17 protein-coding genes are annotated in these 15,789 nt (G+C 36.5%); 16 read left to right on the top strand and 1 reads right to left on the bottom strand.

Translation table 11 applies throughout. From position 1 onward, the window contains the following. The first annotated feature begins 97 nt into the window (after nt 1–97). The 15 genes from DRF59_RS05545 to DRF59_RS05475 all read left to right on the top strand — a co-directional run bounded on the left by DRF59_RS05545 (nt 98) and on the right by DRF59_RS05475 (nt 11,776). Nucleotides 98–793: an NUDIX hydrolase gene (locus tag DRF59_RS05545; protein WP_115957581.1), complete on the top strand. Its 696-nt coding sequence runs from the start codon at nt 98–100 to the stop codon at nt 791–793. Between the two features lie 324 nt (nt 794–1,117). Next, entirely contained in the window at nt 1,118–1,660 is a 543-nt protein-coding gene (locus DRF59_RS05540) for an NADAR family protein (RefSeq protein ID WP_115957579.1), read from the top strand. 27 nt (nt 1,661–1,687) lie between these two features. Then, nucleotides 1,688–2,236, top strand: a complete 549-nt coding sequence (locus DRF59_RS05535; RefSeq protein WP_115957577.1) for a prolyl hydroxylase family protein — start codon at nt 1,688–1,690, stop codon at nt 2,234–2,236. 72 nt (nt 2,237–2,308) lie between these two features. Beyond that, entirely contained in the window at nt 2,309–2,644 is a 336-nt protein-coding gene (locus tag DRF59_RS05530) for a hypothetical protein (RefSeq protein WP_115957575.1), read from the top strand. A 2-nt stretch (nt 2,645–2,646) separates the two neighbouring features. After that, entirely contained in the window at nt 2,647–3,501 is an 855-nt protein-coding gene (locus tag DRF59_RS05525) for a hypothetical protein (RefSeq protein ID WP_115957573.1), read from the top strand. Nucleotides 3,502–3,571: 70 nt separating this feature from the next. Next, entirely contained in the window at nt 3,572–4,642 is a 1,071-nt protein-coding gene (locus DRF59_RS05520; RefSeq protein WP_115957571.1) for an adenylosuccinate synthetase, read from the top strand. A gap of 82 nt (nt 4,643–4,724) precedes the next feature. After that, on the top strand, nt 4,725–5,195 hold the full coding sequence (locus DRF59_RS05515; protein ID WP_115957569.1) for a macro domain-containing protein: 471 nt from the start codon (nt 4,725–4,727) through the stop codon (nt 5,193–5,195). Between the two features lie 56 nt (nt 5,196–5,251). After that, a complete protein-coding gene (locus tag DRF59_RS05510) occupies nt 5,252–5,665 on the top strand; it encodes an ADP-ribosylation/crystallin J1 (RefSeq protein ID WP_115957567.1) in 414 nt (137 codons plus the stop codon). 2 nt (nt 5,666–5,667) lie between these two features. After that, on the top strand, nt 5,668–6,483 hold the full coding sequence (locus DRF59_RS05505) for a TIGR02452 family protein (protein WP_115957565.1): 816 nt from the start codon (nt 5,668–5,670) through the stop codon (nt 6,481–6,483). Beyond that, nucleotides 6,480–6,995, top strand: a complete 516-nt coding sequence (locus DRF59_RS05500) for an O-acetyl-ADP-ribose deacetylase (RefSeq protein ID WP_115957563.1) — start codon at nt 6,480–6,482, stop codon at nt 6,993–6,995. The genes DRF59_RS05505 and DRF59_RS05500 overlap by 4 nt, the downstream gene beginning before the upstream one ends. Next, complete coding sequence (locus tag DRF59_RS05495; RefSeq protein WP_115957561.1) at nt 6,992–7,678, top strand: SIR2 family NAD-dependent protein deacylase; 687 nt, start codon at nt 6,992–6,994, stop codon at nt 7,676–7,678. Before DRF59_RS05500 ends, DRF59_RS05495 begins: the two co-directional genes overlap by 4 nt. Then, the gene (locus DRF59_RS05490) at nt 7,678–8,619 is read left to right on the top strand and encodes an ADP-ribosylglycohydrolase family protein (RefSeq protein WP_115957559.1); all 942 of its coding nucleotides are present in this window, start codon (nt 7,678–7,680) and stop codon (nt 8,617–8,619) included. The genes DRF59_RS05495 and DRF59_RS05490 overlap by 1 nt, the downstream gene beginning before the upstream one ends. Before the next feature lie 12 nt (nt 8,620–8,631). Further along, complete coding sequence (locus DRF59_RS05485; protein ID WP_115957557.1) at nt 8,632–9,174, top strand: RNA 2'-phosphotransferase; 543 nt, start codon at nt 8,632–8,634, stop codon at nt 9,172–9,174. A gap of 2 nt (nt 9,175–9,176) precedes the next feature. Then, entirely contained in the window at nt 9,177–9,908 is a 732-nt protein-coding gene (locus tag DRF59_RS05480; RefSeq protein WP_115957555.1) for a metallophosphoesterase family protein, read from the top strand. A gap of 143 nt (nt 9,909–10,051) precedes the next feature. Next, nucleotides 10,052–11,776: a M14 family metallopeptidase gene (locus DRF59_RS05475; protein WP_115957553.1), complete on the top strand. Its 1,725-nt coding sequence runs from the start codon at nt 10,052–10,054 to the stop codon at nt 11,774–11,776. Between the two features lie 60 nt (nt 11,777–11,836). Here DRF59_RS05475 and DRF59_RS05470 read toward each other — a convergent pair whose 3' ends face one another. Next, nucleotides 11,837–12,718 (bottom strand): cupin-like domain-containing protein, encoded by an 882-nt coding sequence (locus DRF59_RS05470; RefSeq protein ID WP_115957551.1) that lies wholly within the window; start codon nt 12,716–12,718, stop codon nt 11,837–11,839. A gap of 330 nt (nt 12,719–13,048) precedes the next feature. Between DRF59_RS05470 and DRF59_RS05465 the strand changes: the two genes are divergently transcribed. Beyond that, the gene (locus DRF59_RS05465) at nt 13,049–15,760 is read left to right on the top strand and encodes a TonB-dependent receptor (protein WP_115957549.1); all 2,712 of its coding nucleotides are present in this window, start codon (nt 13,049–13,051) and stop codon (nt 15,758–15,760) included. Nucleotides 15,761–15,789: the final 29 nt, after the last annotated feature.

Raw genomic sequence — 15,789 nt, 5'->3', positions numbered from 1 at the left:
ATGATAATTTAAAGATAAGAACTTTTATTATAACCAAAATTATTTTTTACTACGAGCATAAATCGTAATTTTGTGTATTCATAACGCAAATCAATTTATGGAGTCTCCAAAAAAATTACAGGATATAAAAGTGGCTGTAGATGCCGTCATCTTCGGATATTTTGATAAAAAAGACCTTCAGATCCTTCTGATTAAAAGAAATATAGAACCTTTTAAAGGAGGATGGGCACTGCCGGGAGGACTTGTCCTTGATGATGAAAGTGTAGATGATGCCGTAAAAAGAGAATTGTATGAAGAGGCAGGCATAAGACCTGATTTTCTGGAACAACTGTATACATTTGGTAATCCGGGACGGGATCCGAGAAACAGAGTGGTTTCTGTGGCCTATCTTGGGCTTGTGAATCCATCTTATCATGAACTGTTTGCAGACTCTGATGCCGAAGATGCACAATGGTTTAGTATCAATAAACTTCCTTCACTGGCTTTTGACCATAAAATAATCATTGAGACTGCTTTAAAAAGACTTCGTACAAAAATTCAGTATCAGCCGATCGGCTTCAATCTTCTCAACGAAGAATTCCCCTTTTCTGATCTTGAAAACCTTTATAAAACCATTGTAGGACAAGAAATTGACAGAAGAAACTTTCGTAAAAAAATTATGAGCTACGGGCTGCTTAACGAAACCAACAACGTTAAAAAAGAAGGAAGCGGCAGACCCGGAAAACTTTTTACTTTCAATAAGGAAAAATATAAAGAGCTTGAGGAGCAGGGCTTTTATTTCGAAATTAAATAGATTGTTTTAAACACAAATAACACAAATGTTTTTGTATAAATATTCACTAATATTTTGAAGCATTGTGGAAGAAAAATGCAAAACATCATTGAAGTACATTCTATAGGGACGGGCTTTAGCCCGTTTTTTATATCACCTCATTCAATTGGCTAAACTTATCAGATTTGTGCAATGATTGATCAGAATTTGAATCATCAGTGTTTATTAGGATGAAATTTTATTTGCTGACAATCAGATTGTTGTGTTTATTAGCGTAAAATTAACGCAAATAAATTTGGTCACTAAAATATTATTCTTTTAAATTTGTGTCAAAATAACGCAATTATGAAATACAGTCTTCAGAACATAAAAGAACGCTTTCAGAAGAAAGAAAAGATAAAATTTCTGTTTTTCTGGGGCCACACGGCGAAAGATACCATTACCAAATCATGTTTCAGCCAGTGGTTCCCCGGAAAGTTTGAAGAAAACGGGATCATTTACAAAACAGCAGAACATTATATGATGGCGGGAAAGGCCAGATTATTTAATGATCCTGAAACAGAAGAGAAAATTTTAAATGCAAATACACCCAATCAGGCAAAAGCTCTGGGTAGAAAAGTAAAAAACTTTGATCCGAAACGATGGGACGAATATAAATTTGAAATTGTAACCCAGGGAAATCTTTTAAAATTCTCTCAAAATCAGAAATTTAAAGACTTTCTTTTATCAACAGGTGAAAAAGTTCTGGTAGAAGCGAGTCCTTATGACAAAATCTGGGGAATCGGAATGCTGGAAACGGACAACAGAGCAGAAAATCCTTTACTATGGAACGGAGAAAACCTGTTAGGATTTGCTTTGATGGAAGTAAGAGATGAATTAAGAAGGTAAAACACTAACCAACACAAAATATTAACCATGGAAAAAACAGAATTACACCCACAGATATTCCTCATTGAAGATTTTCTGACTGAAGCAGAATGTGATTATTATATTAATCTTTCACAGGAGAAGGGTTTTGAAGAGGCAAAAATCAATGTTTTTGGCCGTCAGCTGATGAATAAAGGAATAAGGAATAACGACCGAGTGATGATTTTTGATACGACAATGGCTGAAAAGCTTTTCTGCATAGCTAAAGAATTTCTACCTCAGGAACATGATGGATATCAGATTCTTAACTTTAATGAAATGCTCAGGGTTTATAAATATGCGCCAGGGCAGCAATTCAAAATGCACAGTGATGGAAGTTATATCCGGAATGAAAAAGAGAAGAGCTTTTACACTTTTATGATCTATCTGAATGATGATTTTGAAGGAGGTGAAACAGAATTTGAGAACTTATTTACCATAGCCCCAAAGAAAGGAACAGCTCTTATTTTTCATCATCCTCTGAGACACGAAGGAAAAACCTTAATCAGTGGACTAAAATATGCTCTAAGAACGGATATTATGTATTGCAAAGAATAACCATTCTTAAAAAGTAAGGTATTACTATGTTTTGTTTAATTAGCGTAATATCAACACAAATAAATATTGATTATGAAAGAAGAATTAAAACCAAGATTTATCGAATCATTACAAAGAAATAATGATCAGATCAGGGAAGACCGGGCAAGGATCATCGGAGCAGATTCCGAACTGATCTACAGACGCAGAGTTGAAGATATCGAATTAAAAATCAAAAGACTCGAGCGTGAACAAGAAGGGCTTATTGATATCAGCCCTTTGGACAGGAACAGTTTGACTTTTGTGGATTTCAATCCCGAAGCATTCGTTCAGAAAGACATGGAATTATCATTAACAATCAGAAATCTGAATATTCAGCTTGAAGTAACCCAGAGAAGATTTGAATATTTATTTGGAAAAACATTGTAATCATGGGAAGTGCAAGATACGATTTAAATGCTCGTTATGACAGAGCAAGAAAAGCAGGTTACGGAACAAAATCCGCGGGAGAAATTTTCACCCAGAATGCCAAAAGAATGGCTCATGAATCGATGAATCCCCACGGAATTTCTTTCAGGGAATCCAGAGACTCGGAAGTTCATCCTAATTCGGTTCCGATCATTTTAGGGTTGGATGTTACCGGAAGTATGGGACATATCCCTTACGAGCTGATCAGAGAGGGATTACCTAAGCTGATGGGAGGAATTATCCAGGGAGGCGTCCCTGATCCGGCCTTATTGTTCCTTGGAATCGGAGATCATGAATGTGATGGCTATCCGCTTCAGGTAGGACAGTTCGAGTCCGGGGATACAGAGCTGGATATGTGGCTTACCCGTACTTATATTGAATCCGGTGGAGGAGGAAATGCTGGAGAAAGCTATCTGTTAGCATGGTATTTTGCAGCTTTCCATACCAGAACAGATGCTTTTGAAAAAAGAAGACAAAAAGGATTATTGTTTACTGTTGGGGATGAACCCTGTTTAAAAACACTTCCTGCATCCGCAATCAGAGAAATTATGGGGAAAGGGCAGCAAACCTATACTCATTTTGAATTGCTCGAAGAAGCAAAGAAAAAATATGAAGTATACCACATCAGTGTTTTACATTCGGATCAGGCATTGAGAGCAGACAGAGGATGGAGAGAATTATTAGAACAAAACTGTATCTCTATAGAAGATCACAGAGAAATTCCGAATGTTATTAAAGGGATTATCTGCGATAAATTTAAGAACTCAACCTTTGGAACAACAGGAACAGGAGGGTTGGATCAATTTAATATGCTTTAAAACAGAGCAATTGCTATCAGGAAAATTAAAAACACAAATGATGATAGCAAGCTTTTCAAAATAAAAAGACATGAAAAAGGCACAAATAGTAATAGGACTTGGTTTTGGTGATGAAGGAAAAGGAATTACCACAGATTTTCTGGCTTCTCAGAATCCGGAGTCTGTTGTAGTTCGGTTTTCAGGGGGTCAGCAGGCTGCTCACACCGTTATGATCGATGATAGAAAACATGTGCATTCCAGTTTTGCAAGTGGAGCTCTTCGCGGGTTACCTTCTTACTTTACAGAACATTGTACTGTTCATCCGGTTTTTCTCCTTAATGAAAGAGAAGAATTGAAGACAAAGAATGGAAATACTGAGCTGCATATTCATCCACTGGCAAAGGTTACTACCCCTTTTGATGTCTGGCAAAATAGAACAAATGCAAGAAATCTGGAACACGGAACATGCGGAAAAGGAGTAGGCGCCACCATGAAAAGAAACGAAAGTCCCTATAAACTGTTTGCTATAGATCTGATTGCGCCCGGAGAAATGCTGATGGAAAAACTAAATGGAATTGCCTATTACTATGGCTTTACAGATGAAAATGAGATCAGTGAACTTTTACAGCCTTTTTTAGAAGCTATTGATACAATTGATTGGAAAATAAATGATTATACCTGGTTGGCCTCGTTCAATCACCTTATTTTTGAAGGAAGCCAGGGTATTTTACTCGACATGGATCATGGCGTTTTTCCCAATGTAACTTATGCTCATACCACTTCGAAAAATGCTTACGAAATCTGTAAGCTTTTAAAAATTGAAGACATTGAAATGTATTATGCCACCAGAAGCTATGCAACCCGTCACGGAAACGGCTGGATGAGCAATGAAAAAGAAATGAAACTTAGGAATAATGAAGAGGAAACCTGTGTATTTAATGAGTACCAGAAAGACTTGAGAGTAGGAGAAATAGATTATAAACTGCTGAATTATGCCTTGAAACTGGACGGGGCTTATGTATTTCCGGTTAAAAAGAATCTTGTTATTACCTGTCTGGATCAGATTGATGAACAGTTTAAGTTAGAGAATCTTGATGTGGAATTTGATGCTATGTATGGATCTTATTCTCCGTATTCAAAAGATTTTAGACGGATTTTTTAATTTCAAAGGGGCCAGGAATAACATAAAAAAGCGTTAGCTTTATATTTAATGATAGAATAGAATTGATTAAGAAATAATAACCATGAAAACAATACAATATATAAAGGGAGATGCTACCCGTCCCAATGCCGAAGGAAATATAATAATTGCTCATATCTGCAATGATATAGGAGGTTGGGGAAAAGGATTTGTCACTGCTATTTCCAAAAGGTGGAAACAACCGGAAAAAGAATACAGAGAGTGGTTTAAAATCAATAAAAATTTTAATCTTGGAGAAATCCAGATCGTTCAGACAGAGGATGATATCTGGGTATGCAATATGATTGCTCAGCATAAAATTATCACTCATTCAGAAGTTCTACCTATCAGATATGATGCTGTAGAAGAATGTTTATTAAAACTCGCGCATGAAGCTGTCCAACAAAAAGCTTCAGTACATATGCCGAGAATCGGGTGTGGGCTGGCGGGAGGAAAATGGGAAGAGATAGAACCTATTATTGAGAGAACACTGCTTGTCAGGGACGTGGATGTCTATGTGTATGATTTTGAATAAATTAATGCAGAAAAGAGAAATTTGGGATTATAATGTAATAAAATAAACGAAAAGTCATGAAAACAATAACATTATACAGACCGGTAGGAGAAAAGGAAATGATATTGATTATGGAAAGCGAATTTAAAAGTTTCCCTCCAAGACTGGAATGGCAGCCTGTTTTTTATCCTGTTCTTGATGAAAGCTATGCTTCAGAGATTGCTGAAAAATGGAATACCAGGGACGAAGCTGGAAACTATCTTGGTTTTGTAACCCAGTTTGATGTACATGAAAAAGTGGCAGATCAATATCCTGGACAGAATGTAGGTGCCAGAAATCATAATGAACTATGGATTCCTTCCGAAGAACTGGAAAACTTTAATAAAGCGATTGTAGGAAAAATCAAAGTAACCAAAGTATTTATAGGGAATGACTTTGAAAAAACAGGAAATACTGATTTGGAAGAATTGATACTAAACATTAAAAACTAACTATGACCAATAAAGGAATGGCAAAAGATACCTTGGATATCCTTTCCAGAAAATATTACATCAACGAACATAACGAAAAAATAAATATAGAGAACGAACTGGAAATCAGTAAAAAAGAAACAGTTCTTTTCACTCCGGAACACCTTTCCGAAATGATAGAGCTTCCAATGCCGGAAGCTGATTTCCAAACAAAAATTGAAACCTGGAACTGTAGTTCTTTGAAAGCAATTTTACAATTAACCCAAGAAGAAAATCAGGAAAAAATCATGTGTCTGAACTTTGCTTCAGCTAAAAATCCCGGAGGAGGATTTATCAACGGGGCGGAAGCACAGGAAGAAAGCCTGGCAAGAACTTCCGGACTGCATGAAAGTTTGCTTCAGGCCTGGGATTATTACAAAATTCACCGTGCGATGGAATCCTGTTTTTATACCGACACCATGATTTACAGTCCGAAAGTTCCGGTTTTCCGAAAAGACAAAGGAGAATTGCTGGATAATCCTGTTCTGTGCAATTTTATTACTTCCCCAGCTGTTAATGCAGGAGTGGTAAAACGCCAGGAACCGGCAAGAGCACATGAAATTCTTAGTGCAATGGATATGAGGATGGATAAAATGCTTTCTCTTGCATTACATAAAGGAAATGAGGTGCTGATTTTAGGGGCCTGGGGCTGTGGTGTGTTTAAAAATGATCCAAAAGAAATTGCAGGATTATTTAAAAAGCATCTTCAGGGAAAATATAAAAATAAATTTAAAAGAGTGGTTTTTGCAGTACTTACCAAGAAAGAAGAAATGCTGAAGCCGTTTGAAGAAATACGATGAAAATTGAATTAATAAAAGGAGACATCACAAAAATCCATGTTGATGCAATTGTCAATGCTGCCAATTCTTCCTTACTTGGCGGAGGCGGAGTAGATGGTGCGATTCACAGAGCGGGAGGACCTCAGATATTGGAAGAATGCAGGATGATCAGAAACAGACAAGGAAAATGCAAAACAGGTGAAGCAGTAGTTACAAATGCGGGAAATCTGCCGGCGAAGTATGTTATTCATACAGTAGGCCCGGTTTGGAACGGGAATGAAGAAAAAGAATCTAAGCTTCTTGCCAACTGTTACTATAATTCTTTGAAATTGGCAGAAAGTCTTGGGGTGAAAACCATTGCTTTTCCTAATATCAGTACAGGAGTTTACAGGTTTCCAAAAGAACTGGCGGGAAAAATAGCCGTAGATGAGGTCATAAAATTTCATTCGGATATCATTGAGAAGGTTATTTTTGTCTGCTTTGATGATGAAAATGAATTGATTTATAAAAAACTATTAGATTTAAATCCATGAAAAAACTAACCATATTAAGCGGCGCCGGAATCAGTGCCGAAAGCGGAATAAAAACCTTCAGAGACGGAGACGGTCTTTGGGAAAATCATAATGTAACGGATGTGGCTAGTCCGGAAGGATGGAGAAAAGACAGAGCGTTGGTTTTGGAATTTTACAATCAGAGAAGACGCCAGCTTCATGAGGTACAGCCCAACGAAGCACATCAACTATTGGCAGAACTGGAAAAATATTTTGAGGTTCAGATTATTACCCAGAATATTGACGACCTTCACGAAAGAGCAGGATCTTCCAATATTCTTCATCTCCATGGAGAACTGTTCAAATCATGCTCATGCAACAATAAAAACCTGATTTATGAACAAAAAGATGATATTAAAATTGGAGATAAGGCCGAAGATGGGGCACAGTTAAGACCTTTCATCGTTTGGTTCGGAGAAGATGTTCCTTTGTATCATACTGCACGGGAAATTGTCAAAGAATCGGATATTTTACTCGTAATAGGAACTTCTTTGCAGGTATATCCGGCAGCCGGACTGATTCATGATATCAAAGACGATTGTCTTCTAATTGTGATCAATCCTAATGAAACAGGATTTGGGTACGGACAGAGGGCTGTCGTAATGAAAGAAACCGCAACACAGGGAATGAAACTGTTGTTTGATAAACTGGTAAACCTTGCCTGATGGAAAATAAAGTAAAAGCAGGAATTATGGGCGTTTGCATAGGGGATGCTCTTGGGGTTCCGGTGGAATTTAAAAATAGAGAAGATTTAAAACGTTTTCCGGTAACAAAAATGCTGGAATATATGTCCTGGAACCAGCCCAAAGGAACCTGGAGTGATGACAGCTCTCTAACCCTTTGTCTTGCAGAAGAACTTACTAAAGGTTATGATCTGGAAAAAATCGGGCAGAGCTTTGTAAAATGGAATAAATATGGTCACTGGACTGCTCATGGAAGACTTTTTGACATTGGGGGAACGACAAGACATTCTCTGGCGAGATTAATCAAAGGTGAGAGTGCCCGATTTTCAGGAAATGTTTTTGAAGAAGATAACGGAAATGGTTCTTTGATGAGAATTCTTCCCCTTGCTTTTTATCTCGAAAAAGAAGAAGATATTCATAAGCTCTATCTTACAGTAAAAGAGGTTTCCGCAATAACTCACGGGCATTTCCGTTCTGTTTTTGCCTGTTTCATCTATGTCATTTTTGCTATTCAACTGTTGAAAGGAAAGAATAAAAAAGAAGCATATGAGCAAACACAGAATATCACTTTAAAATACGCTGAAGAGCAGGGTTTTAACCCAAAAGAAATTGAACTTTTCAACAGGGTTTTAAAAAATAATATTTCCGGATATGCTGATGATGAAATCAAAAGTGGCGGCTATGTTCTCCATAGCCTGGAAGCCTCTTTATGGTGTTTTTTAAACTCAGAAAGCTATGCTGAAGCTGTTTTAAAAGCAGTCAATCTGGGAGAAGATACAGACACTACAGGAGCAATTACAGGAGGTATTGCAGGAATTTATTACGGATATCAAAATATTCCTAAGGAATGGATTACAGAGCTGGTGAGAAAGGATGATATTGAGAAGTTATGTGAGAAATTACACCAAAAATTAATGAATTAAAATGTACAAACCATGAACGAAATAGAAAAGAAAAAAATAAGTAAATTTTTAAGCCTTATTCTACGGCATCAGCCGGAAAGCATTGGGCTTACATTGGATGAAAACGGCTGGGCTGATGTAGAAGAACTGAGAGAAAAATCTGCAAGGAAAAGAATATTTTTTACTCCCGAAGAACTGGATGAGGTTGTAGAAACCAATAATAAAAAGCGTTTCGCTTTTAATGAAGATAAAACCATGATCAGAGCCAGTCAGGGACATTCTATTGATATAGATCTGGCGCTGCAAGCATTACAACCTCCTGATTTTCTGTACCACGGAACAGCAGAAACCAATATTTCTTCCATTTTAAAAAAAGGAATTGAAAAAAGGACACGTCAGCATGTACACTTAAGTGCTGATAAAGAGACGGCTGCAAAGGTCGGAATGAGACACGGTAAACCTGTGATTCTTACCATCAGAACCGGAACCATGCATAAAAATGGAATTTTATTCTACCGTTCTGCAAACGGGGTTTGGCTTACAGATTTTGTTGATGCAAAATATATTTCAAAATAAAGATGAGCAGAAAGCTGGTAATTGGAGATATTCACGGAGGATTTAAAGCATTAATACAGGTTCTTGAAAGAGCAGAAGTAACACCGGATGATCAACTGATCTTCCTTGGAGATTATGTGGACGGCTGGAGTGAGTCTTCACAAATTATACATTTTTTAACGGAGCTATCCGGAAAACAGGAATGTATTTTCATTAAAGGAAATCATGATGCCTGGTGTGAAGATTGGCTGGCATCGGGTCATACTCCTGATGTATGGCTTTTCAACGGAGGAAAAAGTACCTTAGAAAGTTATGAAGACTATCTTCCGGAAAAACTGGATCTTCATCTTGAATTTTTCCAGAGAATGAAAAACTATCATATTGACGATCAGAACCGGCTGTTTATTCATGCCGGATATGCTTCCATGCATGGCCCTGAAAGAGAAGTGTATTCCAGCAATTACCGTTGGGACAGAACCCTTTGGGAAACTGCTGTAGCAATGGATAAAAAACTGCAGAGAAATTCAGAATTATATCCTAAAAGACTGCTGTTGTATAAGGAAATATTTATCGGACATACTCCAACTCTTGATATTGGCAGCAGAATACCAGTCAACAAAGCCAATGTCTGGAATATGGATACCGGAGCGGCCTATACCGGAGCTTTATCTATCATGGATATTCATTCCAAGCAATTCTGGCAGAGTGATCCGCTTCCTTCTTTATACCCGGATGAAAAAGGCAGAAATTTATAAATAGAGAATGATCCTCAAGGAGTTTCAAAAACCTTGAGGTTATATTTTAAAGTAATTTGTCTATTTTGCTGTACAATTTTACCAGTTTCTTTATTCCCTTTCATAAAAGATAAGTACTTTTAAAGTCTGAAAATATGACTTCAATGAAACTGAAATACCTTTTATTTATTTTAAGTTCTACCTTATTTTTTGCACAGGAATCATTTCAGACTCCTTTTGAAAAAGGAAATGGCAATCAGACGGTTACCTACGATGAAATGAACAGCTATTATCATAATCTGGCTAAAAACTTCAATGCCATTGAATATCTTAAAAAAGGAGAAGATGACAACGGAAAACCGATTTATGTAGTCGTTTATAATCCTTTTGCAGAAAAAGACCTTGAAAAATTAAGAAAAGATAAAGCGATTCTTTTTGTTAACAATGGAATTCACCCGGGAGAACCGGATGGAATAGATGCCACCATGATGCTGATGAGAGATCTTGCCACCAAAAAGATCAAAGCCCCGCAAAACTTTATTATTGCTGCTATTTCAGCTTACAATATCAGCGGAATGCTCAACAGGGGTTCTTACTCCAGAGCCAATCAGAATGGACCGGAACAGTATGGCTTCAGAGGAAATGCAAGAAATTATGACCTGAACCGGGACTTTATTAAAGCAGATTCCAAAAATGCCAGAAGCTTTCAGGAAATCTATCAATGGCTGAAGCCGGATGTTTTTATCGATAATCATGTCAGTAACGGAGCGGATTATCAGTACACATTTACCTATATTTCCACCTTTAAGGAACGTCTGGGAAATACTCTCGGAAATTATTTCTATAACGATTATCAGGCCAAAAATCTGGCGGACATGCAAAAGCTGGGCTACGAAAGCACTCCTTATGTAAATATCCACGGGGACATTCCGGAAGTCGGATTTGCTTCATTTGAAGACTCTCCGAGATATTCCACAGGATATACTTCGCTGTTCAATTCATTAGGAACGGTTCCCGAAACCCATATGTTGAAGCCTTACGACAAAAGGGTAGATGCTACTTATAAATATATGCTGGTCAACCTGCAGAATTTAGATAAGGACTATCAAAAAATAAAACAGCTTCGCATTGAGAATCTGAAACAATATCAGGCAGAGAAACAATACGGAATCCGTTGGAAAATAGACTCTACGAAATTCTCAACGATGGATTTTAAAGGATATGAAGGACAATACAAGCCAAGTGATATTTCCGGAAAGCCAAGGCTGTATTATGACAGGAACAAGCCTTTTACAAAAAAAATAAAGCTCTTTACAACGGCAGTACCTACAGGATATATCACCATTCCGAAGTATTATGTGATCCCGCAGTCTCAGTATCGTGTTATCGAAGAATTTAAAAGAAATCATATTCAGATGAAACCGATTCAGAAAGACAGTACCTTAGCCGTTGAGTCTTATAAAATTAAAGATTATAAAACTGTTAAAAACCCTTATGAAGGACATTATCTGCATTTTGAAACTACTGTGGATACTTCCCGTAAAAACATGACATTTTCAGCAGGCGATTATCTGGTTACTACCAATCAGCCTGGTGTAAAATATATTATAGAAACTCTTGAACCTGAGGCGTTAGACTCATTTTTCAACTGGAATTTTTTTGATGGGATTCTGGCGCAGAAAGAATACTATTCTGCTTATATCTTCGAAGATACAGCGTCTGAACTTCTGCGAAAAGATAAAAATTTAAAAGAAGCTTTTGAAGCCGCTAAAAAAGCAGATAAAAAACTATCAGAAGATGGTGAGGCACAGCTGGATTGGGTTTATAGACATTCACCTTATTTTGAAGAAAAAACTTTCAGACAGTATCCTGTTTATAGAGTTTTGTAAATTATTGATAATAAACATGTAATATATAAAAAAGACGTTTCATTTGAAACGTCTTTTTTATTATTTTGGTAAGCCTCTCTTCAAAGCAATTTCAGCTCTTTTAATTGCCATTTTTTCTTTCCAGTCCATATATTTCTTTTTGAAATTGGCTTTCATAATATCATCAAACTTTCGCTGTACCGTAAGATTCCATAAAGAATGAGCCTTTACTGCCCAAGATTTGTCCCAGGCTCTGAGTGAAATGGAGAACGAACCATCCAGATATTTCATCCAGTGCCACCATCCTGTTGGCATAAATAAAGTATCTCCATGCTCAAGGAAGCATTCTATACCCTCCACACCATCCAGGGCAGGGAATTTCGTAAAGTCCGGATTTTCAATATTATAGTCTTCTAACGCATAGGTAGCATAGGGAATCTGATACAATCTTTCTTTCCATTTGTAGTCAAAAAGAAGGATGTGTTTTCTTCCGTTGAAATGCGTATGGAATATATGCGCCATATCAATGTCAAAGTGAAGGAAGGTTACTGATCCTTTACCTCCAAAGAACATATTCGGATATTTATCAAGGAAGCCCCCCATGAGTTCTTTCGGAGAAATATAGTCCTCCAGAAGTTTTGGAGCGTATTTTATCGGGTCAAAAAGAAAAATTCTGAGATCTGTAGGCTCTCTTTGGATAAGGTCTATATAATCTCCGAATTTCATTTTTGCTGCTGAAGCATTGATGGGAGCAGATGGGTCTGCCTTTGAGCTGTCATATAGCGGAACCTCCACATCTCCTACGACCTCTTTCATATATTCCATCGTCCATTTCTGATAAGCAGGCCATTTTTTTGCCATATTTTTGATGACAACGGGCCTTCTTGGCTTTAGATATTTTTCGTAGAAATCCTCTTTGGAAATGTCATCTACAACATCTATAGGCTTTAAAATAATTCCCATTTTATAAATTTTATGTTACAAAATTATTAAATTAAAATATACGAAAGAATGTTTAAGCTTTTTTTAATCTATGATTCAAATCATTTTTACCTATTTAGACTAAATAATAATAATAAATATTTATTTTCATTAGTATTAAAAGAACAGAGATATGATTTGTCGTAAGATTATTAATTTCAGCTGTAATCATAAATATGATGCTGTTTTTTTAAGGCTGAACACGGTATAACTATTCTTATAGTGATATTGATTTAACCTTTCAATTTAAAATTGATCTTTAGAAGTGTAACGAATAACAATAGTACCTAACTAATAGAGCAAATAATAAACATGAAAAAAAATATTTCTTTATTTCTGATGTTCTTTATTTCTGTATTCACTTTTGCACAGAAAACAGTATCAGGAAAAATTACTGATGATGACGGTGTTGCGATACCAAGCGCCAGTGTAACCATTGAGGAGCCTGGTAAAGATGCTATTCTGGCGTATGCAATTACGAATTCTAAAGGAGAATATAAAGTTGTATTCACTTCTGCAGAAGCCAATGTAGATCTTAAGGTGAAAGCATTCAACCAGAAACCCCTTACCAAACAGATCAGTAATAGCGATCAGATTCAGAATTTTAAAATGCAGTCAGAAGCTACGGAAATAAAAGAAGTACAGCTGAAAACCAAAATGATCACAGCAAGAGGGGATACAATTTCCTATGATCTTAAAGCATTCAACAGTAAAAATGACAGAACACTTGCAGATGTGATGAAAAAGATCCCCGGCATTGAAGTGAACAAAGATGGAACCATTCTTTATCAGGGAAATGCGATCAATAAATTTTATGTTAACGGAAAAGACCTGATGGAAGGAGGATACGGAACAATCAACAATTCCCTTCCTAAAGACGCTGTGCAAAAAGTAGAAGTTCTTGAAAATCACCAGCCAGTAAAAATTCTTCAGGATAAGGTTCCTTCAGATCAGGCAGCAATCAATATCAAGCTTAAAAACAGTGTTACCATGACCGGAAGAGGAGAGGTAGGAACAGGTTTTGGAGAACCATGGCTATGGAATGTAAAACTGACTCCCATGTTTTTCGGACAGAAAAGCCAGTGGGTAGTCAATTATAAAACCAATAATATGGGTGAGCAGGTGGAAAATGAAGGGAATATTCTTGCTTTCGGCAGCACATGGGAAGGGAGAAGAAGTAATATATCACAGAACAACTGGCTCAATGTGGAGAATGCAAGTACTCCTGATCTTCCGGTAAAAAGATATTTGATGAACAGCGTTCATTATCTGTCAGCGAATTACCTTACCAATATTGACAAGAAGAAGGAATGGGAACTCAAAGCGAATGCAAACTATACGAATAATGCAGTAGAAAGAGAGTCAAATAGTATTACCAGGGATATCCAGCAGGGAACACAATATACTACAAGATTTCTGAACAATTTCTATACGGATAAATTGAAAGGAGAGCTGATTTTCACAAAAAATGCTAAAAAAGGATTCTTTAAAAATACAACTACATTTTCACAGTTTTGGAATGGTGACAGAGCTTTTGCAGAAAGAAATGATAAACAAGGTTACAGAATAGGAAACGAAGCACTGGAATCCCCTACAACCTCTTTTCAGAACTCTCTGAGCACCATTATTCCGTGGAAGGAAAAAATGGTAAATTTCAAATCTTATATCAGCTATCAGAATGACAGGCAGATTTTAGAAATTTCTCCTGCCAATTATTTACAGTTCCCATATAAAGAACCGGGCAGTAATGATTTTACAACCATAAAATTCACACCGGGAAGTACAGCTTTACAATATTTCAGAATCAAATCTTTAGATACGTCGCATTCTGCAAATATCAGTTTTTCTACAAAAGGATGGACATTCACGCCTCAGGTAGGTTTTGACTTTTCTACAGACAAATTGACAACAGATTTTGATGGAAGTACAGTTAATAACTCTCCGGATTTTGCAAGCTTAGCCTATGAAAATGATTTGAAATTCACGAGAATCAATCCGTCTGCCTCCGTGGGGATTAATTATAAGTCCGAATCATGGAGTTTATTTTCAAGTTTCCCGGTAAACTTCAATAATATTAAGGCTGAAGATGCATTTAGAAATGTTTCCAAATCATTAAGCAAAGTAACATTTACCCCGAATGTTTTTGCTCAATATTCATTTGCTTCGTTCTTCAAAGCGAGTGTAAATGGAGGAGTCAGCAACAATTTCGGAGATATTCAGACGGCTTATGCAGGATATATTCTGACAAGCCCGGGAGGATTTAATGTGATGAATCCTAAAAACCCGATTCCTCAGGCCACTACAAAAAATGCAGGAGCAAGATTGGAGTACAGGAATCCGTTAAATAACCTTTTCTTCAACCTGGGATACAGATTAAGTGATGCAAAAAACAACCTTATTGCTTCAAGCGTCGTTAATGAATCCGGATTTAGGGTAACAGAATATCTTGAAAAAGAAAATAAAAGAACAAGTAATACATATTATGCAGAAATAGGAAAATATTTTCCAAAGTTTAAAACCAATGCATCCATAAACTATAACAATTCTGTATCCAAGTCACAATCAATAAGAAATGATGAAAACATTGATAATAAAACCAATGGGAATACACTCGGAATTAAATTTAACAATACCTATTTCTCCTGGATGAGTGTAGATTTTAATGCTTCTAAAACGTGGAATAACACCTCCAATATTTACCTTACCGGAAATAAAGGAAAAACTGAAGGGTACAATCATAATTTAAATGTCTTCTTCTATCCGTTAGAAAACCATACCATAGGATTTTACTGGGATCAGATCAATTCAAAATCTGCAGACGTAAAATATAATAATGGGTTCTTTGATCTTTCCTATCAGTTCTCATGGGCTAAAAAGAAAGTGGATTTTGAGCTAAAATGGATGAATATTGCTAATAAAAAGGTATTTGAAAGAATCGATATTGATAATACAACGATAACCCAGACAACCATGCAGCTCCGCCCAAGCCAGGTCATGTTAAGCGTAAAATTCAATTTTAAATAAAATAAAAGCCAATCCTGAAGGATTGGTTT

Origin of the sequence: Chryseobacterium flavum, from assembly GCF_003385595.1 — a bacterium.
GTDB lineage: Bacteria > Bacteroidota > Bacteroidia > Flavobacteriales > Weeksellaceae > Chryseobacterium > Chryseobacterium flavum.
Note: the sequence above shows the minus strand (reverse complement) of the source record. Positions and strands in the feature narration are given on the sequence as shown.

Bases quoted from the DNA above. Each gene is read 5' to 3' on its own strand.
- DRF59_RS05545 (WP_115957581.1), top strand. From the start codon at position 98: ATGGAGTCTCCAAAAAAATTACAGGATATAAAAGTGGCTGTAGATGCC.
- DRF59_RS05540 (WP_115957579.1), top strand. From the start codon at position 1,118: ATGAAATACAGTCTTCAGAACATAAAAGAACGCTTTCAGAAGAAAGAA.
- DRF59_RS05535 (WP_115957577.1), top strand. From the start codon at position 1,688: ATGGAAAAAACAGAATTACACCCACAGATATTCCTCATTGAAGATTTT.
- DRF59_RS05530 (WP_115957575.1), top strand. From the start codon at position 2,309: ATGAAAGAAGAATTAAAACCAAGATTTATCGAATCATTACAAAGAAAT.
- DRF59_RS05525 (WP_115957573.1), top strand. From the start codon at position 2,647: ATGGGAAGTGCAAGATACGATTTAAATGCTCGTTATGACAGAGCAAGA.
- DRF59_RS05520 (WP_115957571.1), top strand. From the start codon at position 3,572: ATGAAAAAGGCACAAATAGTAATAGGACTTGGTTTTGGTGATGAAGGA.
- DRF59_RS05515 (WP_115957569.1), top strand. From the start codon at position 4,725: ATGAAAACAATACAATATATAAAGGGAGATGCTACCCGTCCCAATGCC.
- DRF59_RS05510 (WP_115957567.1), top strand. From the start codon at position 5,252: ATGAAAACAATAACATTATACAGACCGGTAGGAGAAAAGGAAATGATA.
- DRF59_RS05505 (WP_115957565.1), top strand. From the start codon at position 5,668: ATGACCAATAAAGGAATGGCAAAAGATACCTTGGATATCCTTTCCAGA.
- DRF59_RS05500 (WP_115957563.1), top strand. From the start codon at position 6,480: ATGAAAATTGAATTAATAAAAGGAGACATCACAAAAATCCATGTTGAT.
- DRF59_RS05495 (WP_115957561.1), top strand. From the start codon at position 6,992: ATGAAAAAACTAACCATATTAAGCGGCGCCGGAATCAGTGCCGAAAGC.
- DRF59_RS05490 (WP_115957559.1), top strand. From the start codon at position 7,678: ATGGAAAATAAAGTAAAAGCAGGAATTATGGGCGTTTGCATAGGGGAT.
- DRF59_RS05485 (WP_115957557.1), top strand. From the start codon at position 8,632: ATGAACGAAATAGAAAAGAAAAAAATAAGTAAATTTTTAAGCCTTATT.
- DRF59_RS05480 (WP_115957555.1), top strand. From the start codon at position 9,177: ATGAGCAGAAAGCTGGTAATTGGAGATATTCACGGAGGATTTAAAGCA.
- DRF59_RS05475 (WP_115957553.1), top strand. From the start codon at position 10,052: ATGAAACTGAAATACCTTTTATTTATTTTAAGTTCTACCTTATTTTTT.
- DRF59_RS05470 (WP_115957551.1), bottom strand. From the start codon at position 12,718: ATGGGAATTATTTTAAAGCCTATAGATGTTGTAGATGACATTTCCAAA.
- DRF59_RS05465 (WP_115957549.1), top strand. From the start codon at position 13,049: ATGAAAAAAAATATTTCTTTATTTCTGATGTTCTTTATTTCTGTATTC.